The sequence below is a fragment of the Pseudomonas sp. AC355 genome (assembly GCF_979258205.1).
Map to the genome: position 1 here is coordinate 1,887,150 of NZ_OZ409843.1, position 23,957 is coordinate 1,911,106.

The window sequence follows — 23,957 nt, forward strand, 5'->3', positions numbered from 1 at the left end:
TCATTCATCATACAGAACGTTTCCAACAGGCAGCTGACATCCAACTGACATTTCTGTCAGAAAACACTCTAGGCCATTCTGACGAAAATGTTATCCACCGGTCATCTGAATGACAGTCGCGCAATCATAATCTAACCAGAACGCAGATCAAACTCATGGGCAATCCTAATTAACACTTCCTGGATGGCATTAATAAGTGCGACACCGCTCGCACTAAAAACACGTAACAGAGACGAGGAGACTAACATCGATCAACGTCACCCAATCGAAAAGTTCGGCAATAACCAATCACTATGCAACAACCCTTTCACATTAGCGACTCCCAAAATCACAACCAAACAGGTGCAATATGAAAATCATCGCAATCCTTGCTACCGCTCTACTGACATCCTCATTCGTAATGGCTGCAAACGCCTCACCCGCCCTTGGCAATACAGCTACGGCTCAATACCGCTACGGCATGGATTTAGATGTAGCGAGAGTGATCTCGATTTCTGAACCCAAAGAAGCTTGCGGCCTAGTGCCCGTGACCATGCAATATGAAGACAGCCAAGGAGATCGGCATTTCTTGAGCTTTACTCAGCTCAATTCGGGCCCACGCTGCCCGGATAACTGAGGAAAAGGTACGACTATTCGATAGTTTGCAAGCGTCGAAGAATTATCACGACTCACGTATATTTAATCCTGCCGAATAAGCAGTTATCACAACAGACCACACCAGGACAGAGTAATGAAACGAGCCCTTCTATTCGCTGGCAGCCTCACGTTCATTCTGGCGGGCCACACAGTTGCGCAAGAGCGGATATTGATATCGTCAGAATGGGGTAATGCAACGGCACGTCTGGTCGATAATGATGCGACACAGGCATTGGTAGCGATGTTGCCGGTAACGATAGAGATGCGCGATCACCTTCGTCAGGAAAAGACTGGCGACTTACCGTCACCGCTACCGGAAGTAAATCGCCAGAGAGACTTCTCGACAGGCACGATCGGGCTCTGGGGACCTGATCACTTCGTCATCTATTACAGTAAGGGCCGCGTCCCCTCACCTGGCATCGTGATTCTTGGGGATATAGAAGGGGATATCTCCTTTCTGGATCGTCCGGGCCCCATTACCGTCAGGGTTGAACAGGCTGAATAGGCTTTCTTGAAACAGTAAGCAACCGCGCCTTGTCACCCAATACAAGGCGCGGTTCACAGCTCGATCATTGACTCGACAACCCGCCAAGCCCGGCTCAACACACGCCGCTACTGCGCGCGAGCCACACTCGAGTAACCATCAGCGCATCTGCAGAATGATCGGGTTGCTGCTTGCGGGGCTGGTTCGCTCTCGCAGTTCGCCGACCTCAGCCGCAGTCACTGCGCCGCCCTGGTTGCCCCAGGCGGTACGAATGAAAGTCAGCACTTCTGCCATCTCGGTATCGCTCAACTGATTGCGGAACGGCGGCATGCGGTACGCATCAGGCACGCCTTGTGCGACAACCCGATCCGAACCGTTCAGAGTCACATTGATAGAGGTGGCGTTATGTTCTGACATCGAAGAGGAAGCCCCCGCCAGGGGCGGCATCCACTGCCCCTGGCCTCGCCCATCGATACCGTGACAGGAGCTGCACTTGGCCACATAGGTGCTCGAGCCGGGTTTTGCCATGTCCGCTGCCTGGAGCGGCTGCGCCAGTAAAGGATCCCAGGCGGGGCCGTCTCTCTCGGGGTCACCGGGGAGTGATCCAAGATAGCGAGCGATGGCAGCCAGATCCTTATCCGTCATGTATTGAGTCGAGTTATTAAATGCCTCCGTCATGGTGCCGGTGACGACGCTGTGCACGTTTCGCCCGACCTGCAGGTACTGGACGATCTCTTCTTCGCTCCAACGCCCCAGGCCCGTATTAGGATCCTGCCGCAAACTCGGCGCGTACCAGCCATCCAGCAACGCGCCGCTCAGATACAGTGGATTGGTTTCGTCCAACCCCCTCTCGTTCATCGCTATTCCGCGAGGCGTATGGCAGCTACCGCAATGGCCTGGCCCTTGAACGATGTAGGCGCCGCGATTCCACAACTCATCCTGCCCGGGCTTGTCCTCATAGGCTCCTTCTGGCGCGAAAACAGCGTTCCACATCGCGATGGGCCATCGCATGTTGAGCGGCCAGGGAATCTTACTTTCCCGATTCTCCATACGAACAGGCTCAACCCCTTGGGTGAAGAATGCATAGAGGGCGCGAATGTCATCGTCACTGAACTTGGCGTATGACGGGTAAGGCATCGCCGGGTAGAGGCGGTGCCCGTCTGCCGCCACACCAGCGCGTATCGCGCGGTCGAACTCGGCCAGACTGTAATTGCCGATTCCAGTCTCTGGATCGGGTGTGATGTTGGTGGTGAAGATGGAGCCCAACGGGGTTGCCATTTCATAGCCCCCTGAAAACGGAGCACCATCCGGAGTGCTGTGGCAGGCAACGCAATCGCCCAGCCTGGCAACATACTCACCGCGTTGAATCAGCTCGGGAGTCGCTGCGGCCGCGCTTTGATTCGCCAACGGTGAGTAAGGCGTGCGAGTGACGAACCAGGCCAAACCCGCTGCAGCCACGATGCCGCCCACCAGGAGGGATGTAATTGTCTTTTTCAACGGTGCATTCCTTTCTCAGGCGTCGAAGCTGTAATGCGAAAAAGGCATGCTGCGAATCCGCTGCCCGGTGAGTCTGGAAACAGCATTCGCCACAGCGGGTGCGACAGCGGGCAAAGGCGGCTCACCGATGCCCCCCATCTTGGCGCCGCTTTCGACTATCCGGACGTGCACATTCGCCATCATCGCCATCGGCAAGACGCGGTAGAGGTCGTAGTTGCGAGCTACAGGCTGGCCATTCTTGTACTCCGCCTCTTCGATCAATGCCTGGGACAAACCAAGGGCGACCGCCGAATTGACCTGGGCATCGATTATTGCCGGGTTGACGATGCTGCCAGGGTCGATTGCCTGCCAGATATCGTGCACTTTGACCTGACCATTGAGAATCGAGACTTCGGCGATGACTGCCACCTCCGAGCCAAACGGCGACGCCATTGCGACACCACGCGCACGGCGAGAGCCATCCTCGGCAGTGAACGGGCCACGCTTCCAACCACCAGAATGATCAGCGACGGCAATCAGCAAGTTGGTCAACCGCTCGTTGCCCTGCAGCAGTTTCATCCGCAGGTCGTAAGGATCTTGGTTGCCGGCATCGGCTAGCTCATCCAGAAAGGCCTCGTAAACGAAGTCGTTGATGGAGTTACCTACCGACCGCCAGTAAGCGAGCGACGCCGGCGTTTTCACGTAGCGCTGGGCGATCCGGCGATTGGGTATCCGATAACTTTTTTCCGTCAGCCCCTCGACTGCCGTGGGGTCGATCTTTTCACCACGTTTGTTGGCGATACCTTCAGTCGGCCCCTCGGTGACAGTGACCGCCTCGAGCGCAACCGGCATACCCTGTTCATCAACCCCGCCCCGCATGTGCACGACGGCCATAGGTCGCAATGGATCGCGCAGGAACTCTTCCTCGCGGCTCCAGATGACTTTGACCGGGCGACCAACCGCTTTAGCCAGGGTGATTGCCTGCGGATAGGGCGATGCGTTGGGGTATATGAAATGCCGGCCAAAAAAGCCGCCCAACAACGGTGAGTGGACTTTGACGCGCGAAGCATCGAGGCCGGTCTGCTTGAGAATCTCGGCCAGAAAAAGATCGGGAGCCTGGTTGGGCAACCAGACTTCCAGACTTCCGTCGCGATCGAAACGCGCGAGCGCTGAAGGAGGTTCCATCTGAGCATGGTGGAGGTATTGGGTGTGGTAGCTTGCCTCGACAGTCTTGCGTGCACCGTCGAACGCTTTCGTCAGTTCCCCCTCCTCCTCCGCCACATCGCCCTTGTCACGATCGCTGGTGAGCTGCTCCCGGTAAGCCTGCGTAGAAAAGTCTGCTGGCATGTAACGCATCGCCGACTTGTCTTGCGGCTCCTTCCATTCGACCTGAAGCGATTCTGCCGCACGCTTGGCGTTCCACCAGCGCGGCGCTACCACCGCCACGGCACCGGGCAGTACATGCACGGAGTGGACACCCGGCATGCCCTTGACCTGCGCTTCGTTGCGTAAGCTGCCCACCTCCAGACCGAGCCGAGGCGCGTGCTGGACGGCAGCATGAAGCATGTCGTCCACACTGCAATCAATCGTGTAGATAGCCTTACCGGTCGACTTCTCGTACACGTCCAGTCGCTTGACCGGCTTACCGATCCAGCGAAAGCTTCCTGGGTCTTTGAGCTGAACCTGCTCGGGATCAGGGATGGGACGATCCAGCGCTGTTTGCGCGAGTTCGCCATAGCTCGCCGACTTCCCTGAAGCGAGGTGAATGACTCGACCTGGCTCGGTGGTGAGTTGCGTGATCGGTACGCCCCACAACTCAGATGCCGCTTGAAGCAACATTAAGCGGGCCGAAGCGCCGAGCTTTCGCATGGTCGTGTAACTCGAGCGAACCGACATGCTGCCGCCGGTGAACCGCCCACCATTGTCCATCACCATGTAGTCGCCACCAGGCGGTGCCATCTCTACAAAGAAGCTCTCGGGGCTCGCATCCAGTTCTTCACCGACAATTTGCGCCAGGCCGGTGAAGATGCCCTGGCCACCTTCAGCGAACGGGCTTTTCAAATGAATGGTGTTGTCCGCCCGAATTTCCAGGAACGCCGGTACGCGTGTGCCGGGAGCAAGTGCCTTGATGCTCTGTGCTGCCCGCGCTTCTTCAATCGGAATGCCGAAGCTGATCACCAATGCGCCCGCTGTAATACCAGCAGAGGCCAGGAGAAACCTGCGCCGAGAAATATTGACCGGTTCTACAGACGCAAAAGTGCCGTCTTGACCGGTGGAGTTATCCAGCATAACCATGGCCTGTCCTTCCGTCGTATCAGTGGAAGCGCGATTGCTGCGGCTTCATAGGGGGCTCGGGGCGAGATTCAGTAGCTCGTACTGCTTAACCCCAAAAGTCGTAAACGTAAGAGAACCTAAACTTGCCCTGAGGACAGCTCACTGATCGCCGACTTGATCGCGTTGTAGGTTCCGCAACGACAGAGGTTGGTCATCGCCGATACGATTTCTGCTTCCGTCGGATTGGGCGTGCGTTTGAGCAAAGCAGTCGCAGCCATGACCTGGCCGGACTGGCAATATCCGCACTGGGCCACCTGATGTTTGACCCAGGCGGCAACGACTCGCTTGCCGAGTTCGTCATCTTCTACGGCTTCGATGGTGCGGATTTCCCTGCCGGCCACACCCTCAACAGGCGTTACACAGGAACGTACCAAGAACCCGTCGACCATGACGGCGCAAGCTCCACACTGGGCCAGCCCACAGCCGTACTTCGTTCCTGTAAGGCCAATATCATCGCGGATAAGCCACAGCAGCGGAGTTCCAGGCTCCGCCTCGACCTCATACTTGTTGCCGTTGACGTTAAGTTCCATGGTTCTAATCTCGGTCGGCTATATATATTTATTCTATGTATCCGTGGAGCTCGGCGACGGGCTCAATTCGGACGCACCTTCATTATTGAAACGACTAATAGCTGTATTTTCCTTACAGAATCGCCAGGTGCCGTGACAGGAAAGCGCTAAAAATACGTTTTTATATCAACAGGCATGTGATGCCAGATAGCTCATTTCACTGAGTTTCTTGCCTGATCCTATCTAGCGCTTCTTTACTCAGGAAAAGTATGGCTTTCATCAACATCTTAGTAGCGGCTGGCTACTTGGCCATCTTGCAAAGACGCTCATTAACGATGATAAAAATTGCTATCTGCAACAAATTCGTTTATGTCGCTGCCACATAGACAGTTCGACATATTGAAAGCCTCCGCTCTCTCGTCGTTCTACATCTTTTGGGATATGCGGCGGCGCCGTGAAGGCTTGAATTGATTGTTCTAGTCGATATCCATGCAACGTTGTGGTGGAACCCGGTATGAAAGCCACCTGTGCGGTACGCAAGTATTTGTTCTTGCCATAGATCGAAGATCGCGCTTCGCTCTGCATTGGCTGCTCGATTGGTAACGTTGTCGGGTGGGCGCCGAATCCTTACCTAGAACCGCTGTCGTACGCCTTAACTTCAAGTTTTCACATCATCGGGCTCACATGCACAACTCTTCATTCGCTTGCCTCCTCACGCTATGCATCTGCCTGTTCAGCCTCACCGCAGTGGCGGCAAGCAACAGAGCCGAGGCTTTTTATGGACAGGGGATGGAGGCGTTGAACCAGCTGCAACAATTGACCAACGAACAGAGCGGTAACGCCGAGCGACTCGACCGCCACCTTGATGACTTCACGACCAATATCGATCGCGCTGCGCAGCTCGGGCACCCGGCTGCGAAGCTATTTCAAGTGCAAATACGCCTGAAGAAGCAGAGCAAGGATCCCGTCGTGGCACTGGAGAACCGGCGCCAAGGCTGTGCTTCTCTGGATGCCTTGGCCAGAAAAGGTTTTGTGGCCGCGGCCGTGCTGAATGTTCAGGAGTGCGACACCGCTTACAAACGCTTCGAATTCACCAGCCCTGAACACCTGGCCGTGCTCGATGCTGTCGAGCAATCACTGCAGCACGACGATCCTGCCATGGCCTATTACCCACTGCCGATAAGAGCCAGCCAGTGCTTCGCCATTGCCCCGGCTCAGGTCAATGCGCTGAGCCATGGGCAGTTCCGCGCAGAGGCCGAATACATCCTTGGCAATAGCCAGGCACCGGAAAGCCGCGAGGTTATCGAGCGCAACCTGAAATGGCTGGAGGCAGCTTTCCAGCACGGCTGTACCGCCTCATTGGATATGCGCCCCGTATTGCGCAAGCAATTGGCGAAATACCCGTAGCGGCATAATGACATCATCCTGCAAAATTACCGCAGCTTCGCCACGCCAGCCGATCAAAGCTGCAATCCTCGCGGCGTGCCGCTACGCTTATTCGTCATAAATGCCAGCAGGCCGTATTGATGCCCCAACCGCTCGACCACAGTGATCAGACCCGACGCATGATGCTCAAGGCCCTGCTGTGGGTAACGATGTGCTTCGGGGTACTTTTCTCGATATTCAACGCAACCCGCGGGCTCTGGCTGCTGGTAAGCCTTGAAGCGGTCTATACGCTGCTGTCGCTGTACATGCTGATGGTCGTCGAGCGTACCCGTCACTTGCGAGCATTGACCATCATCTACCTGATTCCCTTCCTGACAGTGATGATGCTCACCTTGGCCAACCCACATACATCGGTGGGTATCTTTGCCTGGATCCAGACCATCCCCATCATCCTCTACCTGCTGCTCGGCCTGCGCCTGGGGCTGATCGGCTCACTAGTGTTCGTCAGCCTGGGGCTGTACCTGTATACCCTGCATTACGCCGAAAAAGACCCGATGGACAACCTGGGTTTTATGCTCGACATCGGCCTAGCGAGTCTGGCTATCACCATCTTCTCCCACACCTATGAACGAAGCAGGGTTCTCACCGAAAGGCGCCTGATCGAGCTGATCAGCACCGATAACCTCACCGGCCTGGCCAACCGTTCGAAACTCGCCGAGGTGTTCCATCGCGAGCGCCACCACGCACGCCGCAACAATACCCCGCTGGCCTTGGTGTATCTGGATATCGATCACTTCAAGCAGATCAACGACCGCTTCGGCCATGAAGCGGGCGATCAGGCACTGCGCCATTTCGCCACCGTGCTATCGCAGCGCCTGCGCGCCACCGACCTGCTCTGTCGCCTGGGTGGCGAGGAGTTTGCGGTGTTATTGCCCAATGCCAATGCCATACAGGCCGCCACGATTGCCGAAAGCCTGCGCGAGCGCCTGGCCGGTATGCCCGTGGAGCTCAAGGGCACGCCGCTGCAGATGACACTCAGCGCCGGGGTCGCCAACCTCGGGCAGGATGGCGAACGCCTGGACGAGCTGATGAGCGCAGCGGATCGGCGCACCTACGCCGCGAAACGCGCGGGACGTAATCAGGTCGTCAGCGATGAGGCGGCAGCTGCCACCTGATAACCGCCTTGGCATTGAAAATACATGCGTTTTTCGTTCTGCCAAACACCACGCCACCTCGAAAAAGCCCGCGCCAGGCCTGGCAGGTAGCTGCAGCACGGCTATGCTGAAACTCCATATCGTCCCCCGGAATCTGCCCAGGAGCATCATATGGATATCGCCAGCCTGTTCGCCGAAATACACACCCTGCCCAGCGTTCCCAAGGTCGCCCAGGATCTGATCCAGCAATTCGACAACCCCGCTACCAGCCTGGAAAGCGTGGCACGCAACATCGAGCGTGACCCGGTGATCGCCGCCAAGGTACTGCGCTTGGCCAACTCCGCACGCTTTCGCGGCTCGCGAGAGGCCAGCAGCGTGGAAGATGCTGCCATGCGCCTTGGCTTCAACACCCTGCGCACGCTGGTTCTGGCCTCGGCCATGACTGGTGCCTTCAAGGTCGACACCGGCTTCGACCTGAAAAGCTTCTGGATTCGCAGCTTTCGCGTTGCCAGCATCGCGCGCGCCCTGGCCAAGCAGCTCAAGCTGGACGCTGACGCGGCCTTCACCTGCGGCATGATGCACAACATCGGTGAACTGCTAATCCAGAGCGGCGCACCGGATTTTGCCCGCCGCCTGAACCGTCACCCGCACCGCGAAGCCGCCGCCCAGGCTGCTGAGGAAACCCTGCAACTTGGCTTTGGCTACCCGGAAGTCGGTGCCGAGCTGGCAAGGCGCTGGCAGTTGCCGGCACTCATCCAGAATGCCATCGCCTATCAGGGCAAACCCGGCCAAGCGCCGGACGGCGGTCAATATGCGCGCCTGGTGGCGCAATCCATTCATGTTGAGGAAAGCCTCGAGGCACACGGCCTGACCGACGAAGCCCGCCAGGATCTGGAAGGCCCGCTGTTCGAGGAAGTGGATCTAGCCAAACTGTTCGAAGCACTGCCGGCGGTACTGGAGGCTGACAAGGCGTTTGGCGAGTTACTCGCGTAGCCGCACGCTTGCGGGCGACGCGATGGTGGCCATCCGGCAGGGTTGCCACTGAAACCACCAATCGCCGGCAGTCCGGCGCCTACGGCTGCAGTCATTCAGCAAGGTCGGCATCAATCATCGTTGATGCACTTGCCACAAAACATGCAGATGCCGGATAAGCATCAACCATCCGTTGGCAGATGCCAGACGTATAGAAAGTGGGCTCACTACTTGGGCTTCCTGGCGCTGCAGTGGGTGCACAGCGTCAGGATGTATCGACCTTCATCTCAGCGCGAGAGCGAAAGCCTGGCCAGAACCCGCGAAGTATTGAGGGAGAACAGCAGCCGTTTTCAACTCTGGCCAGAACAAAATCGCCAACTTGAAGCGACCACAAGGTACCACCTGATTCAGTCGCGACCCGGTTTCTTGGCAGTAGCCTCATCGGCCTGGGCGAAAGCCATAATGACGTCGCGCACCACCTTGCGCTGCTGGGGCGACAGCGCAAGGAAGGCTTCGATCGCTTCTCGCTCGGGATAAAACAGTGGGTCTTCCCAACGCCCACGCTGTTCCCGCACCGCTAAAGCGGCACGTTCGCCAAAGCGCAGCGCCTGCGGTTCGATGCGTAACCACTCGGCCAGTACCTGCAACTTGTCCTGCGACGGAATGGCCTGGCCCCTGAGCCAGCGAGACACTGCCTGGAAGGTCACCGAACGGCCCCAATAACGGGAGTTGAACTCTCGTTCCAGTACAGCGGGACGATCAGGGTAACCAGCAGCGAGCATGGCGTCGCGCAGGCGCTGGGCAAATTCGGTTTTTTCATTCATGGGGCGGACGTTAATTCCGCTTCCATGCTTGATTGAACATGCGGTTGAATCTTACATGAAATTCATGGTTTCATTGCAATTACAGCAAGGCCAATCATGCACAGGGAGAGCGCCATGAGCACGCCGTTGAAGTTTCGTTTCGATGGCCGGCAGGTCATCGTCCACGCCAGTAACGATGGCCGTATTTGGTTCACGGCCGAGGCCATCTGCCAGGCGCTGGAGTTCCCCGATATTCACGCGGCCCTGCTGTATCACTGCAGGCCGGATGGCATCCTCTTCGGCAATGAGCACTCGCCTCTAGCAAGGATCGACCTGCAAAACCTTTTGCAACTGAGCCGGCACTGCAGCGCTCATCGTGCTGCGCGCTTGCAAGGCTGGCTGTGTGATGAGTTATTACCGGCACTGCTCATCCACTCTGAGATGCCCCAGCACCACCAGTTGAGCAACGCCGATCAGCGACTGCAAGCGCTCAAATGGCAGGGCAACTGGTGGTTGTCCGTCGAGGACGTGATGCAACTGTTCGGCACACACTCAGGTAACGCTCTGCCGGTGTCGCAACACGAACAGCTGTAGCGGCGCAGATTTGTTACATGCAGCACTGCTTGTACTTTTTACCGCTGCCGCAGGTGCATGGGTCGTTACGGCCAACCTTGGTTTCGTCACGGCGCACCGGCAGCAACGGCTCAAGATGCTCCTGCCAGTACGCGTAAATCGCCACAGCAGCTGGTTCGAGCGTGGCGACGGAAGCATCGTACTCGTCATCGGACATGGCATTGAGCGCTTCCGAACCGCTCTCGGCGCCATGCAGAATGATCACCGCCAATGAGACTTCCAGCGCCTCGGGCAAGCCATCATCGAGCCAGCCCGCCGTATTCGCACCGCGCAGGTAACCCGAGCACCACTCGGAAACGATCAGCTTCTCGCCCTTGCCATTGTCGTCGGCCAGGAAGATCGCCTCATAATCGTCCGGCTCTTCACCGAGCATGTAAGCCGCTTCGCTCATCAACTCGATGGCCAGCTTACGGAAGGTTTCCGCCTCCTTGTCGCTCGGCCAGCGCGGCAACTTGTCGGCCCAGATGGCCGGATACCAGGTGCCCGGGTCGATCTGCCGTGGCCCCGAGACGATGCCGGCAAAAAAACCATCCAACTCGCTGGCAGACAGAATGGAATCATCGTTGCCGTACTTGAGCAGCAATTGATCGAGCTTTTCGAGCCCCTTGTTATCCATCGAAAACGCTCCCCTGCAAAAAAGGTCGCTACTGTCCCACAGATGGCGGTTGTCAAAAAGCCTTGTCAGCCGTCCGGCATATCACCCGTGCCCTCGCCGCGACAGCCCGGTACAATGCGCGCTTGACCGTGCTCAGCTCATATAAAGAAAAAACATGTCCTTGCCCAAGAACCACCTGGAACTGCTCAGCCCTGCCCGTGATGTCAGCATCGCCCGCGAGGCCATCCTGCATGGCGCCGACGCCATCTACATCGGCGGCCCGAGCTTCGGCGCGCGGCACAATGCCTGCAACGACGTCAGCGATATCGCCGGGCTCGTGGAGTTCGCCCGCCGCTATCACGCCCGGGTGTTCACCACCATCAACACCATCCTGCATGACGATGAACTGGAGCCAGCGCGCAAGCTGATCCACCAACTCTACGACGCGGGCGTGGATGCGCTGATCGTGCAGGATCTGGGCGTACTGGATCTGGACATCCCGCCGATCGAGCTGCATGCCAGCACGCAGACGGACATCCGCACCCTGGGCCGGGCCAAATTCCTCGACCAGGCCGGCTTCTCGCAGCTGGTACTGGCCCGTGAGCTGAACCTGCAGGAAATCCGCGCCATCGCCGATGAAACCGATGCCGCCATCGAATTCTTCATCCATGGCGCGCTGTGCGTGGCCTTCTCCGGCCAGTGCAACATTTCCCACGCCCAGAACGGCCGCAGCGCCAACCGTGGCGACTGCTCCCAGGCCTGCCGCCTGCCCTACACCCTGAAGGACGATCAGGGCCGCGTGGTCGCCTTCGAGAAACACCTGCTGTCGATGAAGGACAACAACCAGAGCGCCAACCTGCGCGCCCTGGTCGAGGCCGGTGTACGCTCGTTCAAGATCGAAGGCCGCTACAAGGACGTGGGCTACGTGAAGAACATCACCGCCTACTACCGCCAGCGTCTCGATGACATCCTCGAAGAGCGCCCGGATCTCGCTCGTGCCTCCAGCGGCCGCACCGCACATTTCTTCCTGCCCAACCCGGACAAGACCTTTCACCGTGGCAGCACCGACTACTTCGTCACCGACCGCAAGGTCGATATCGGCGCCTTCGATTCGCCGACCTTTACCGGGCTCTCCGTTGGCCACGTCGAGAAAGTGAACAAGCGCGACCTGATCGCCGTCACCCATGAGCCGCTGTCAAACGGTGATGGCCTTAACGTACTGGTCAAACGCGAAGTGGTGGGTTTTCGCACCAACATCGCCGAGTTGAAAGAAGAGTTCGAGGAAGACGGTGAGAAGCGCTGGCGCTACCGCGTCGAGCCCAACGAGATGCCGGCCGGCATGTTCCGCCTGCGCCCCAACCATCCGCTGAGCCGCAACCTCGATCACAACTGGCAGCAGGCGCTACAGAAGACCTCTGCCGAGCGCCGCATCGGCATCCAGTGGCAAGTCATTTTGCGCGAAGAACGCCTGACCCTGACCGTTACCAGCGAAGAAGGCCTAAGCGCCACCGCCAGCCTGGACGGCCCATTCGGTGCCGCCAACAAACCGGAGCAGGCCCTCGACGGGCTACGTGATCTGCTCACCCAACTGGGCACTACCATCTACCACGCCCAAGGCGTAGAACTGGATGCACCCCAGGCGTTCTTCGTTCCGAACTCGCAGCTCAAGAACCTGCGCCGCGAGGCCATCGAAGCACTCACCGAAGCACGCATCGCCGCCCACCCACGTGGCGGGCGCAAGGCCGAAAGCACGCCGCCCCCGGTGTACCCGGAGTCGCACCTGTCGTTCCTGGCCAACGTCTACAACCACAAAGCACGCGAGTTCTACCATCGCCACGGCGTGCAGTTGATCGACGCGGCCTACGAGGCCCACGAAGAACTGGGCGAAGTGCCGGTAATGATCACCAAACACTGCCTGCGCTTCTCCTTCAACCTGTGCCCAAAACAGGCCAAGGGTGTCACCGGCGTGAAGACCAAGGTCGCGCCGATGCAACTGGTACACGGCGATGAAGTGCTAACCCTAAAGTTCGACTGCAAGCCCTGTGAAATGCATGTGATCGGCAAGATGAAGGGCCACATCCTCGGCCTGCCGCTTGCCGGCAGCGCCGCGGCTCAGGTGGTCGGCCATATCACCCCTGAAGACCTGATGAAAACCGCACGGCAGCGCGCGCCGCACTGAGAGCGATCTAGCAAGGAATCTACGCAGGCGGGCACACCGATGAGCCCGCCTCGACTATCGACAAGGATGTTGCCGCATGACCCGCTGGCTGGATAAACCTTCGATGGACAGCGACGAACTGATCGATCAGGTGATCGAGCGTTCGCAGCGCTTTTTCAGCCAATACTCCTCGCCGGTCGCCAAGTTCTGCCCGCCATTATTCGGCTTCGCCATCTTTCTGTTCTATTTCAATAGGCACGGGTTCTACCCGACCTTCGATCTGTTTCAGTTTTCCTCACTGTTACTGGCCGCTGCCATCCTTGGCTTCGTACTCATCGGTACCTACGTGCTGCTGCTAATGGTGCCGGGTGCCTGGCTGCATTACGGATTCACCAACTCACCGGCCATCAAGGAGGACTTGCGTTATTTCCGCCTGTCCAGCGACAGGCAGAGCTACCGGTTCGTGGGCATTCTGATCGGCCTGGTCTACATAGCGCCATTCGCCGCCAGCGCGCTCAGCGTGATGTACGTGACAATCAACCACACGTCGTTATTCCAGCCGGCAATCTTTCTGATTCCAGCGCTGATGACTCTGGCCTCAGGGTTGGCGGTGCAAAAGCTACTAGAACTGCGCAGCTATAGTTTTCTGCGCTACATGTGGTCCGCTTATATTCCGGCCGTGATCGTCGCGCTCTTCAGTTTTCTGATCATTCGCGACGCAGCCACCGGTATTGACCGAATTGAGAGCGACCTGCTGCGGGCCTGCGTCGTCTACGGCACCCCGCTATTGATAAGTGCCCTCGCTGGATTCTGTGCCATCAGCTTCGTGGCCGGCTGGAGTTTCACCCTGCACTTCGCCACGTTCTTCGCACTGCTGATCGCCTTCTACAGCGGTCTGTTAACCGCGCTGCCGGACAAGACCGTCCGCAGCATCGGCCTGGGCAACTACCAGGCCGAACGAATCATCTTCGAAGATGCGTACTGCGATGCAGAAACCAGGCAGGCTCTGGCGCTCGACGAGCGCTGCTCACTGGAGAACGTGCATGTGGTCTGGCTGATGGGCGACACGCTGTCGTTCAAGACCACGGCAGAGAGCGACCGGCTGATCCAGGTACCGGCGCGCTATATCAAGACAGTTATCCAAGCACCGAGGTGACTGGCAGGAGATAGACAAACCACCTCCTGCCTACCACTCACTTCAACTGACTGGCAAAACGCTCCACCGCAGCCAGCACCTGCTTGGCGCCCTGGCGGATTTCGGCCATTACGCCCCCGGCCTGGTTGGCCAGTTCGAGCCCGGCTTCGGCCTGAGTGCGGCTGCTGGCCATATCGCGTACCGCGGCGTCCACTAGCTTCTGGTTTTCCTGCACCACGCCAACGATTTCTTCGGTAGCGCTGCTGGTGCGGCTGGCCAGTTGGCGGACTTCATCGGCAACCACGGCGAAGCCGCGACCCTGTTCCCCCGCACGCGCTGCCTCGATGGCCGCATTGAGCGCCAGCAGGTTGGTTTGCTGGGCGATGCTGCCGATGGTTTGCACCATAGTACTGATCAGGATCGACTGCTTGCCGAGTGCCTCGATGCCCTGAGATGCCGAGGTCATCTCTTCGGAAATACGCTGCATGGTCTGCACGGTATCAGTCACCACCTGGGCGCCGCGCTGGGCACTGGTATCGGTCTGCTGAGAAATTCCGTAGGCAATGCCTGCGGCCTCGTTGACCTCTTCCTCGCGGTTGACCTGATCGGTGACCAGAGTGGCGAACTTCACCACTTTGTAGAGTTTGTCCTGGGTGTCGTGTACCGGGTTGTAGGTCGCCTCCAACCAAACCACTCGACCATGACTGTCGATGCGCTTGAAGCGGCCGGCGACGAAGTCGCCACGGTTGAGTCGCTCCCAGAACTGCTTGTACTGGGGAGTATGGGTTTCCTGAGGATCGCAAAACAGGCTGTGGTGCTTGCCCTTGATGCGCTCCAGACCATAACCCATGGCCTGCAGAAACTGATCGTTGGCGGTCAGCACGTTGCCACTGAGGTCGAACTCGATCACTGCGGTGGAGCGCAGCAACGCGTTGATGAAGTCTTCGTTCTCCCGCGCACGGTTCATGGTCTCGGTAATTTCCGTACCAAAGCACTGGATGCGCCGCACTACGCCGCTCTCGTCCACCACCGGTTGCCAGCAGGCCTGAATCCATACCAGCGCGCCATCTGCGCGCAGGAAGCGATAGCGGTCACGCACCGAACCACCGGTTCGAACCGACTCGCGCAGGTTCTTGAAGCACGGCAAGGTCTTCACGTATGGCGGCACGATATCGCTCATCGGCCGGTTGCTCAGCTGCTCGACGCTGTAACCGACGAAGCGGGTGAAGTTGGCATTGCAATCGATGATTCGATACTCGGGATCGACCGTCAGCATGATCATCTCGGTCTGGATACCCTGATATAGCTGCCGGAGCAATGACAGTTCGGCATCCTTGACCTGTAATTCTTTTTTAAATCGACTACCGAACATGCTCTTTGCTCCAGAAGCAATCTTGTTGAAGGTCATCGGCCATTTAGGCGTTTTATTGAGCGAACCGTGGGAACAGCACGACGGCATGCCGACCTGCCATCAAGCATAGAAGGCAGGTGCACAGTAGGAACAATTTTCAGGGGTAAAAAAGCGCAGCCCTCGTGAGCCGGTCAGCGTGGAAGCACATTGACATCAAGCGTTGGTAAAAGTGCAACGGGAAAGACTACGCAACTAGCAATGTCTACCCCCGGCAAAACCGAGACAGGCGACACCGTGAGCCTCCCTTCTGCGCAGCACGACATCAGGCATGCCTCACAAACTCGGCCGCTGGTTCTGGCTTCATGGCTGCCCACATCATAAGATGGCGCCATCGCGGGCCAACCCCTTGTATGGCCGCACAATTTTCTCTCTGCTGATCTTCGCCGTACCGTTCAACGAGTCAGCGGATAACATCCTTGTCCAACTGACCCGCAGCAGCCTGGAAGAAGCGCAACGCCAGAAGCTGATCTGAGGCTATAAATGAGGGCCTGCGATCAATTGCTCGCGCCCCTGCTTTCGAGCAGCCTGCTAATTGGATCGACAGCACTACGCGATCAAGGACTGACGAACATGTACTACCCCAGAGAAGAACAGCGCGACTTCCTGTTCACCCTGTCCTCCCTCGCCATCTGGATGATTCCCGCCTTCGCTCTTATCGCCTTTCTGGCGCAGAGCGGCGCTACGGTTGCGATGATCAAGGTGTGGCCGGCAACAATGGAAGGTGTGGTCACCGCTATAAAGATACCGCCGTACGACGATAATGTTCGACAGTACGAGTACAGCTTCAGCAAGGCAGACGGAACACGCTTTGTAGACGTATTCGAACTACAGCGCCAACCAGGCGCATCTACCTACGTGGTTGGCCAGACCATAGAGATCATGCAATCGCGCTTGTTCCCAGACGTTCAACTCCCACGCGAGCGTTACGAGCACAGCCGCATGAACTTCCTGGTGTTCACCTCCTGTATCGCAGCGATTTTCCTGCTGCTCAGCGTGTCCATCTACGCGCTGGTCAGGCAGTGCTCCCACGCCCGCGAAGATATCCATTACTGAGCCTGCCGCTGCGCTACTCTGGGCACATCGTCGACATGGAGGATACGCATGACTTACCCACCCTATTTGCAGGCCGGTGATCGAGTCGTGCTGTTCGATGGTGTCTGCAAGCTGTGCAATGGTTGGAGCCGCTTTCTGATCCGCCATGACCGCGCTGGCAAACTCAAGCTGTGCAGCGTGCAATCCATCCAAGGCCAGGCGATCCTCGCCTGGTTCGGCATGCCGCTGGATCATTTCGACACGCTGCTCTATGTCGAGGGTGATCGGGCGCTGAAGCGCAGCGATGCGATTCTGGCGATCCTTAGACAATTGCCGGTGCCCTGGCGGTGGCTCGGGGTACTGCGCGTCATACCGCGGGGCGTGCGCGACTGGGCGTACGATCCCATCGCCCGCAACCGTTATCGCCTGTTCGGCCGCCATGCGCACTGCCAGTTACCCCGTCCCGAAGACCGCGAGCGCTTCCTGCATGACTGACGCCCTGCTGGCGCGCCTGACGCTGGGCGTGATCTTTATCTACCACGGCCTGGTGCCCAAACTGCTGTTCAGGGATGCCACCGAACTGCAGTTGCTCGACGCCCATGGTATGCCTCACAGCCTGCTTCCCTTGACGGGCATTGCCGAACTGTTGCTGGGGCTGATAATCGTACTGCTGCGTCGCCAGCGCTGGCCGCTCTACGCGGCGCTGGCGGCGTTGCTGGGCCTGCTGGTGGATGTGGCTATCGTTGCGCCAGCGTTGCTGACCCAGGCGTTCAATCCGCTGACGTTGAACTTGGCAGCCATGGTGCTTTGCGTGATCGCACTGCGCGATGGATCGCGCACGTGATCTAACCTCAGTTACGCCCCTGTTCACGCAGAATGCGCGCAATCTCTGCCTGACGTCGATAGGCCGGCGCCTCCACCGCGTTAAAGTCACGACTGTAACGCGCCGCGAAGCCGGCAGTGCCCCACTCCCGGTACTGCTGCACGTGCAGCAACTCGTGGGCCCACAGCGCCACATCCAGCTCAGCCATCTGGGCATTGCGAAACACGATGATGTCGACCAGGGTCACCGCCTTGATATCGGGATTCTGCATCACGTTGCGCGCGGCGCTCAGCTCATCGAAGTCGCCTACCTTGTAGCGCACGGCGTCGAGCAATTCGGCGGCATAGAACGGCAGCAACTGGCGCCGGACTTCAGCGGGAATCGGCAAGGTACCTTCCCGCGTGGCCGACTCACGCGAGCGCAAAATCCAGCCTTCCAGCGCATTGGCCGAGATCGTTCCGGCACGCTCCTGCATCGGCCCGAGTACGCCGTTCGGGTCAGGTACGCAGATGCAGCCGCCCAGGCACACCTGGGTTTCGCCGGGCGCGCAGGCCAACACGGGGGTTACCTGGAAGACAGCCAGAAGGACGAACGCCAGACTGCGTTTGAACATGGATCGCTCTCGATTACGCAAAGAGGCGACCTTGGCGTCAGCGGCGCAGAATGTCCAGCCTCTTAGAGCCTGTTCACGATCTCCATGCAGGGCTTTATCTATTTTGATTGCGACGTGGCGAAAGCGGTCATCAGGCGCTGCTGCTTTTCTTTTGTGGGAGGGGCTTTAGCCGCGATTGTGCCTATCTAGGCGTAAAGAGCTCGCGGCTAAAGCCCCTCCCACGAGCTACGCGAACGACCGCTCTTGCCTTGTAGTTGCCCGTACGCATGCCCCGAAAGATCGTGAACAGGTTCTTAGGTGTCAGCTCAGTGAGTCGAGACCCAAAGCCTTGGCGCAAGCCTGTAGCGAGCGACGCTGGGTGTCGGCGTACAAACTCAGTTCGTCCTGCACGGTAGCGCCCAGGGCTACCTGAAAATCCACCTGATTCGAGTCGATGGCGTAATCAGCCTGAGCGCCCGCGCCCAGGTTGGACTGGAAGATCCCCGCCGCGCTGACGGGCAGAAAGTCTTCGTAAACCAGCGGTTCGAAGCGCACATGGCCAGCCTCGATCAGGGCATCAAGTTGCTGCGGGCGCTCCTCTTGCAACGCCGCGGCGATACCTGCGGGCGTGGCGAAGTAGCGGAAGTAGGCCAAGCCATCGCGGCGCATGGCCTCATGATCGTCGGGGAAGGCCTGGAAGTGTTCGGCCATCAGCGCGTCGTAGCGCCCGGCATTGGCTTCGCTCGGCGTTTCACCCAGGGCCTCGCGGGCACTGTCGAGCAGGCGGTCGTAGAGTTCGCGACCTTTCGGCGTCAGCGCCGCACCGCGCTGTTCGATCTCGCCGAAACGGGCGGTGTGGCTGCCTTGCGGGCCATCCTGGCCGACGAAGGCCACCGCCTCCTGCAGCGCCTTGAAGCTGGTCTGGCGCAGCAGGATCGGGCAGTTGCGCCGCGGCGGCCCCTCGATCACCGCTTTTGGGGTGATGCCGTGGCGCGGCATGCCGGCCTGAATCGCATCGATATCCAGAGTGCGCGGTGTCAGGTGATTGATGTGTGGCCCCTTGAACGCCACCACATCGGCGATCAGACGATGCTGATCGTGCAGTTGCCGATACTGTTCGGCACTGACCGTCGCCTGGGTGTGCCAGCGGAACGTCTCCAGCGCCTCGCCGACGAACTCGTGCGCCTCGCTAGCCAGCAGGCCGCCAGCGGTCTCGCACTGCTCGATCAGTTCGATGGCACGCGGGGTGAAGATGCGCCGCCTGGCCAGCAATTCGGCGGCCATGCCGCGCAATCCGGCATCCTCGATCAGCTCCAGACGCAGCAGCGAAGTGAACACCCGGAACGGGCTGGCCTGCAGCGACGCTTCATGGGTGGCGCGAAACGCCGTGGAATGCACCGGCACCCCTGCCGGGGCCAGGTCGTAATAGCCCACCGGCTGCATGCCCATCACCGCGAACAGCCGGCGAATGGTCGACAGTTCATCGGCGGTGCCGAGGCGAATGGCACCGTGGCGTTCCACGTCCAGCCGCTCGATCTCGCCGGTAACGCGCAGATGTTCGGCAACCTCGGGCCGGCCCTGCATGACCTGCGCGTTGGTCTGCGCCACCAGCTCAAGCAACGTGCCGTAGAGCGGCACTTCGCTCCGGTACAGATCGGACATGGCACGGGAAAACTGCGCACGGATACTGTCCGGGCTGACGAACGCGGAGGTGTTCATGGTGAGTGGTTTCTCCCTCGAATCAGAGCCAGCGGCCGGCTGCCGCCTGATCAGGATTCTGCGTAGCCCGCCGGTGCCTGGCAACCGACATCTCATCAGCTTTTCATTCCGCCAGGGAATGCTGCGCGACGATCATCGTCGCACGGCGCTTTCCACTCCGGCCTTGCCCAGTACCCACTCGACCAGCGCCCGCACTTTCGGCAACTCCAGCGACTGTTCGGCGCAGGCGATGTAGTGCGCGCCTTCGCTGACCTTCAGGTGCTGCCAGGGGATCACCAGTTTGCCTTCGGCCAGCTCGTCCTCGACCAGAAAGCGCGGCACCAGGGCGACCCCACAACCGTCCTGGGCGGCGCGAATGCACATATAGAAGGTGTCGAAACGCGGGCCGTGGTAACTGTACTCAGTGTCGATGCCCTGTTCGTCGAACCACTGGTGCCAGGCTTCAGGTCGTGACGCGCACTGCAACAACACCAGCGAAGTCAGGTCACCAGCGCTGGTGAACGCCGCAGCTGGCAGGATCGACGGCGCACAGACCGCGATCACGTCCTCGCCGAACAGCTCGGTGCATACCGCGCCGGGCCAGGTGCCATTGCCATAGAAGAACGCCACGTCGGCCTTGGCCTGGACGAGGTCGAAGGGCTCCAGCTCGTTGCGGATATCGAGATGAATGTTCGGGTGCGCCTTGGAGAACCCCTTGAGGTTGGGGATCAGCCAGCGCACCCCGAAGGTGGGCTGGGTTGATACCCGCAGCACCTCGGTCTCGCCGCCGTAGGAGAGGATGTAGCGGCTGGAGATATCGACCTGAGTGAGGATCTTGTCGACCTCGGCCAGATACAGCTCGCCCGCGGGGGTTAGCTGCAGGCGCCGGCGAATGCGATGGAACAGCAGATGCTGGAGCATTTCCTCGAGTTGCGCGACCTGCTTGCTGACCGCGCTCTGGGTCAGGTGCAGCTCCTCGGCGGCACGGGTAAAGCTCATGTGTCGGGCTGCCGACTCGAAGCACTGCAGGGCGGCCATGGTGGGAAGCAGGCGTTTGGACATGAAAACTCCGAGAGCTCGGGCAGCGATGGTTCATTCTCTGGGGGAATGATGTGGTGCGTAAAGGTCGTTTGTTCGAAAAAAACATTCGGGTCGATACTGCGTGAAGTCGCTGTAAACGACGCCCCTATTCAGAGCCTGCCGACGATCGGGCACCCAGCACGCCAGATCGTCGCCAGGCTGCAACGCAGGAGAGAACGATGCTCGGTCAACTGCTCGAAAGCCTCGGTGTAGAGGCACACGCCTTCCAGAGCGGCGAACATGCCGTCTACACGCCAATCGACGGTAGCCGGCTCGCCGGCGTGACGCTGGAAAATGCCGAAGCAGTGCGCGCCAAGATCGCCACCGGCCACCAGGCATTTCTGGCCTGGCGTGACGTGCCTGCCCCTCGCCGCGGCGAGCTGGTGCGTATCTTCGGTGAGGTGCTGCGCGAGCATAAGGCTGCACTGGGCGAACTGGTGTCCATCGAGGCCGGCAAGATCACCCAGGAAGGCCTGGGTGAAGTGCAGGAGATGATCGACATCTGTGACTTCGCCGTCGGCCTGTCGCGCCAGCTGTACGGCCTGACCATCGCCTCCGAACGCCCCGGCCACCATATGCGCGAGACCTGGCACCCGCTGGGTGTGGTCGGGGTGATCAGCGCCTTCAATTTTCCGGTCGCGGTCTGGGCCTGGAACACCACCCTGGCGCTGGTAGCCGGTAATGCGGTGATCTGGAAGCCCTCGGAAAAGACCCCGCTGACCGCCCTCGCCTCCCAAGCCCTGTTCGACAAGGCGCTGAAGCGGTTCGGCGACGCGCCGCAAGGCCTGGCACAGCTGATCATCGGCGACCGTGAAGCGGGTGAGGCACTGGTCGACGATGCTCGCGTGCCGCTGATCAGCGCCACCGGCAGCACCCGCATGGGCCGCGAAGTCGGGCCGCGGGTGGCAGCGCGCTTCGGTCGCAGCATCCTCGAACTGGGCGGCAACAACGCGATGATCCTGGCGCCCAGCGCCGATCTCGACCTTGCCGTGCGCGGCATCCTGTTTAGCGCCGTCGGCACCGCAGGGCAGCGCTGCACTACGCTGCGTCGTCTGATCGCCCACCGCTCGGTCAAGGACGAAGTGGTCACCCGCCTCAAGGCGGCCTACGGCAAGGTGCGCATCGGCGATCCGCGTCAGGACAACCTGGTCGGCCCGCTGATGGACAAGCAGGCCTTCGACGCCATGCAGAGCGCCCTGGCCCGCGCCCGCGACGAAGGCGGCACGGTATTCGGCGGCGAGCGCCAGCTGCAGGAGCGCTACCCGGATGCCTATTACGTCAGCCCGGCCATCGTCGAAATGCCCGGCCAGACCGACGTCGTACGCCATGAAACCTTTGCGCCTATTCTCTACGTGCTGAGCTACGACGAGTTCGAGGATGCCCTGACGCTGAACAATGACGTGCCCCAGGGCCTGTCGTCGTGCATCTTCACCCTCGACGTACGCGAAGCCGAGCGCTTCCAGAGTGCCTCGGGCAGCGACTGCGGCATCGCCAACGTGAATATCGGCACCAGCGGTGCGGAAATCGGCGGCGCCTTCGGGGGCGAAAAAGAAACCGGCGGCGGTCGCGAATCCGGCTCCGACGCCTGGAAGGCCTATATGCGCCGGCAGACCAACACCGTCAATTACTCGCGCCAGCTACCCCTGGCCCAGGGCATCGTTTTCGACTGAGCGAGGTCGCGCCATGCGTCAATTGCAGCATGCCTGTCTGTGGGAAACGCTTACGCCGCGCGAATCATTGTCCGGGCCGCTGAATGGCGATGTGCAGGCAGATGTCTGCATCATCGGCGCCGGCATCACCGGGCTGTCGGCCGCCTTGCACCTGCTCGAACAGGGGCGCACGGTCTGCGTGCTCGACGCCCATGAAGTGGGCCACGGCGGCTCGGGGCGCAACGTCGGCCTGGTCAACGCGGGTACCTGGATCAAGCCCGATGATGTCGAGGCCACCCTGGGCCAGCGCCACGGCAGCCGCCTCAACGAGGTGCTCGGTCAGGCGCCCGCCGCGGTGTTCGCGCAGATCCAGCGCCTTGGCATCGACTGCCAGGCACGCAACGATGGCACCCTGCACATGGCGCACAACGCCGCCGGCCTGGCCGACCTCAAGGATCGCGAAGCGCAGTGGCGGCGGCGCGGTGCCGATGTCGAACTACTCACGGGAGCGGCCTGTGCCGACTACTGCGGCACCGACAAGATCACCGGCGCGCTGCTTGACCGCCGCGCCGGCACCATCAACCCAATGGCCTACACCATGGGCCTGGCCCGCGCCGTCATGCGTCTCGGTGGGCGCATCCACCAACACTCCCTGGTAAAAGCGCTGACCCGTTCTGGTGATGCCTGGCAGGTACGCAGCGGCCAGGGCGCGGTGAACGCGCAGAAGGTGATCATCTCCACAGGCGCTTACACCGAGGGCGAATGGACGGAGCTGCAGCGTCACTATTTCCGCGGCTATTACTACCAGGTCGCCTCGGTGCCACTGCAGGGCGCTGCGGCCGATCAGGTACTGCGCCACGGCCAGGGTTCCTGGGACACGCGTACAGTGCTCAGCAGCATCCGCCGCGACGCCGATGGCCGCCTGTTGCTGGGCAGCATGGGGCGCGCCAACAACAAGCCGGACTGGTTCATCCGCGGCTGGGCCGACCGCATCCAGCAGCACTACTTCCCGGCGCTGGGCAAGGTCGAATGGCAGCTGCACTGGACGGGCTGCATCGACTTCACCCCCGATCACCTGATGCGTCTTTTCGAGCCTGCGCCCGGGCTGGTCGCGGTCACAGGCTACAACGGCCGTGGCAACACCACCGGTACGGTGGTCGGCAAAGCCCTGGCGCAATTCCTGTTGAGCGACGACAGCGCAGCGCTGCCCACTCCCTTCTCACCCATGCAGGCACTGCGCGGCGCAGAGCTGCGCAGCAGCATGTACGAGACCGGCTTCTCGCTGTATCACGCCGGCCAGTGCCTGCGGGTCATTCTGTGAGCCACCTCGAAGCAGCGCTCCAATAGGGTCGCATTGCTCCCCTGCACGAGGTGGGCACACGCTGCAGGCCTGAGGC

At 59.9% G+C, this 23,957-nt stretch carries 23 protein-coding genes and 1 pseudogene; 14 read left to right on the plus strand and 10 right to left on the minus strand.

Features of this window, described 5'->3' with window-relative positions:
• Nucleotides 1-349 precede the first annotated feature (349 nt).
• Together ACZ0AI_RS08935 and ACZ0AI_RS08940 are read left to right on the plus strand one after the other, a co-directional pair.
• Nucleotides 350-616: a DUF2790 domain-containing protein gene (locus ACZ0AI_RS08935; RefSeq protein ID WP_463565431.1), complete on the plus strand. Its 267-nt coding sequence runs from the start codon at nt 350-352 to the stop codon at nt 614-616.
• Nucleotides 617-730: 114 nt separating this feature from the next.
• Entirely contained in the window at nt 731-1,141 is a 411-nt protein-coding gene (locus tag ACZ0AI_RS08940; protein WP_463565432.1) for a cyclophilin-like fold protein, read from the plus strand.
• Nucleotides 1,142-1,279: 138 nt separating this feature from the next.
• Here ACZ0AI_RS08940 and ACZ0AI_RS08945 read toward each other — a convergent pair whose 3' ends face one another.
• From ACZ0AI_RS08945 to ACZ0AI_RS08955, 3 genes are all read right to left on the minus strand, one after another.
• Nucleotides 1,280-2,617, minus strand: a complete 1,338-nt coding sequence (locus ACZ0AI_RS08945; protein ID WP_463565433.1) for a c-type cytochrome — start codon at nt 2,615-2,617, stop codon at nt 1,280-1,282.
• Nucleotides 2,618-2,632: 15 nt separating this feature from the next.
• Entirely contained in the window at nt 2,633-4,891 is a 2,259-nt protein-coding gene (locus tag ACZ0AI_RS08950; RefSeq protein WP_463565434.1) for a xanthine dehydrogenase family protein molybdopterin-binding subunit, read from the minus strand.
• Nucleotides 4,892-5,007: 116 nt separating this feature from the next.
• The gene (locus ACZ0AI_RS08955; RefSeq protein WP_463565435.1) at nt 5,008-5,460 is read right to left on the minus strand and encodes a (2Fe-2S)-binding protein; all 453 of its coding nucleotides are present in this window, start codon (nt 5,458-5,460) and stop codon (nt 5,008-5,010) included.
• 768 nt (nt 5,461-6,228) lie between these two features.
• Between ACZ0AI_RS08955 and ACZ0AI_RS08960 the strand changes: the two genes are divergently transcribed.
• The 3 genes from ACZ0AI_RS08960 to ACZ0AI_RS08970 all read left to right on the plus strand — a co-directional run bounded on the left by ACZ0AI_RS08960 (nt 6,229) and on the right by ACZ0AI_RS08970 (nt 8,972).
• Nucleotides 6,229-6,846: a hypothetical protein gene (locus tag ACZ0AI_RS08960; RefSeq protein WP_463565436.1), complete on the plus strand. Its 618-nt coding sequence runs from the start codon at nt 6,229-6,231 to the stop codon at nt 6,844-6,846.
• Nucleotides 6,847-6,965: 119 nt separating this feature from the next.
• Entirely contained in the window at nt 6,966-8,000 is a 1,035-nt protein-coding gene (locus tag ACZ0AI_RS08965) for a GGDEF domain-containing protein (protein WP_463565437.1), read from the plus strand.
• 150 nt (nt 8,001-8,150) lie between these two features.
• Nucleotides 8,151-8,972, plus strand: a complete 822-nt coding sequence (locus ACZ0AI_RS08970; protein ID WP_463565438.1) for an HDOD domain-containing protein — start codon at nt 8,151-8,153, stop codon at nt 8,970-8,972.
• 386 nt (nt 8,973-9,358) lie between these two features.
• On the opposite strand, the gene ACZ0AI_RS08975 is transcribed toward ACZ0AI_RS08970, so the two are convergent.
• A complete protein-coding gene (locus tag ACZ0AI_RS08975; RefSeq protein ID WP_463565439.1) occupies nt 9,359-9,775 on the minus strand; it encodes a transcriptional regulator in 417 nt (138 codons plus the stop codon).
• A 114-nt stretch (nt 9,776-9,889) separates the two neighbouring features.
• Here ACZ0AI_RS08975 and ACZ0AI_RS08980 point away from each other — a divergent pair, with 114 nt between their 5' ends.
• Nucleotides 9,890-10,348 carry a BRO family protein gene (locus tag ACZ0AI_RS08980; RefSeq protein WP_463565440.1) on the plus strand — a complete coding sequence of 153 codons (459 nt, stop codon included), beginning with the start codon at nt 9,890-9,892 and terminating at the stop codon, nt 10,346-10,348.
• 13 nt (nt 10,349-10,361) lie between these two features.
• On the opposite strand, the gene ACZ0AI_RS08985 is transcribed toward ACZ0AI_RS08980, so the two are convergent.
• Nucleotides 10,362-11,003: a UPF0149 family protein gene (locus tag ACZ0AI_RS08985; RefSeq protein ID WP_463565441.1), complete on the minus strand. Its 642-nt coding sequence runs from the start codon at nt 11,001-11,003 to the stop codon at nt 10,362-10,364.
• Nucleotides 11,004-11,157: 154 nt separating this feature from the next.
• On the opposite strand from ACZ0AI_RS08985, the gene ACZ0AI_RS08990 reads away from it, so the two are divergent.
• Complete coding sequence (locus ACZ0AI_RS08990; protein WP_463565442.1) at nt 11,158-13,161, plus strand: peptidase U32 family protein; 2,004 nt, start codon at nt 11,158-11,160, stop codon at nt 13,159-13,161.
• A gap of 76 nt (nt 13,162-13,237) precedes the next feature.
• Nucleotides 13,238-14,296 carry a hypothetical protein gene (locus tag ACZ0AI_RS08995; protein WP_463565443.1) on the plus strand — a complete coding sequence of 353 codons (1,059 nt, stop codon included), beginning with the start codon at nt 13,238-13,240 and terminating at the stop codon, nt 14,294-14,296.
• 37 nt (nt 14,297-14,333) lie between these two features.
• On the opposite strand, the gene ACZ0AI_RS09000 is transcribed toward ACZ0AI_RS08995, so the two are convergent.
• Together ACZ0AI_RS09000 and ACZ0AI_RS09005 are read right to left on the minus strand one after the other, a co-directional pair.
• Entirely contained in the window at nt 14,334-14,786 is a 453-nt protein-coding gene (locus tag ACZ0AI_RS09000; RefSeq protein ID WP_463566081.1) for a methyl-accepting chemotaxis protein, read from the minus strand.
• Between the two features lie 84 nt (nt 14,787-14,870).
• A pseudogene (locus ACZ0AI_RS09005) lies at nt 14,871-15,734 on the minus strand (PAS domain-containing protein); the annotation flags it as partial.
• Between the two features lie 220 nt (nt 15,735-15,954).
• On the opposite strand from ACZ0AI_RS09005, the gene ACZ0AI_RS09010 reads away from it, so the two are divergent.
• From ACZ0AI_RS09010 to ACZ0AI_RS09025, 4 genes are all read left to right on the plus strand, one after another.
• On the plus strand, nt 15,955-16,158 hold the full coding sequence (locus tag ACZ0AI_RS09010) for a hypothetical protein (RefSeq protein ID WP_463565444.1): 204 nt from the start codon (nt 15,955-15,957) through the stop codon (nt 16,156-16,158).
• Between the two features lie 98 nt (nt 16,159-16,256).
• Complete coding sequence (locus tag ACZ0AI_RS09015) at nt 16,257-16,739, plus strand: hypothetical protein (RefSeq protein WP_463565445.1); 483 nt, start codon at nt 16,257-16,259, stop codon at nt 16,737-16,739.
• Between the two features lie 48 nt (nt 16,740-16,787).
• Complete coding sequence (locus tag ACZ0AI_RS09020) at nt 16,788-17,213, plus strand: thiol-disulfide oxidoreductase DCC family protein (protein ID WP_463565446.1); 426 nt, start codon at nt 16,788-16,790, stop codon at nt 17,211-17,213.
• Complete coding sequence (locus ACZ0AI_RS09025; RefSeq protein ID WP_463565447.1) at nt 17,206-17,562, plus strand: DoxX-like family protein; 357 nt, start codon at nt 17,206-17,208, stop codon at nt 17,560-17,562. Before ACZ0AI_RS09020 ends, ACZ0AI_RS09025 begins: the two co-directional genes overlap by 8 nt.
• A 7-nt stretch (nt 17,563-17,569) precedes the next feature.
• Here ACZ0AI_RS09025 and ACZ0AI_RS09030 read toward each other — a convergent pair whose 3' ends face one another.
• From ACZ0AI_RS09030 to ACZ0AI_RS09040, 3 genes are all read right to left on the minus strand, one after another.
• On the minus strand, nt 17,570-18,154 hold the full coding sequence (locus ACZ0AI_RS09030; RefSeq protein WP_463565448.1) for an eCIS core domain-containing protein: 585 nt from the start codon (nt 18,152-18,154) through the stop codon (nt 17,570-17,572).
• Between the two features lie 300 nt (nt 18,155-18,454).
• A complete protein-coding gene (gene hglS / locus ACZ0AI_RS09035) occupies nt 18,455-19,852 on the minus strand; it encodes a 2-oxoadipate dioxygenase/decarboxylase HglS (RefSeq protein WP_463565449.1) in 1,398 nt (465 codons plus the stop codon).
• Between the two features lie 132 nt (nt 19,853-19,984).
• Entirely contained in the window at nt 19,985-20,893 is a 909-nt protein-coding gene (locus ACZ0AI_RS09040) for a LysR substrate-binding domain-containing protein (protein WP_463565450.1), read from the minus strand.
• A gap of 197 nt (nt 20,894-21,090) precedes the next feature.
• On the opposite strand from ACZ0AI_RS09040, the gene amaB reads away from it, so the two are divergent.
• Both amaB and amaA read left to right on the plus strand, forming a co-directional pair.
• Nucleotides 21,091-22,581 carry an L-piperidine-6-carboxylate dehydrogenase gene (gene amaB / locus ACZ0AI_RS09045; RefSeq protein ID WP_463565451.1) on the plus strand — a complete coding sequence of 497 codons (1,491 nt, stop codon included), beginning with the start codon at nt 21,091-21,093 and terminating at the stop codon, nt 22,579-22,581.
• A 13-nt stretch (nt 22,582-22,594) separates the two neighbouring features.
• Nucleotides 22,595-23,881 carry an L-pipecolate oxidase gene (amaA, locus tag ACZ0AI_RS09050; RefSeq protein ID WP_463565452.1) on the plus strand — a complete coding sequence of 429 codons (1,287 nt, stop codon included), beginning with the start codon at nt 22,595-22,597 and terminating at the stop codon, nt 23,879-23,881.
• The last annotated feature ends 76 nt before the right edge of the window (nt 23,882-23,957 follow it).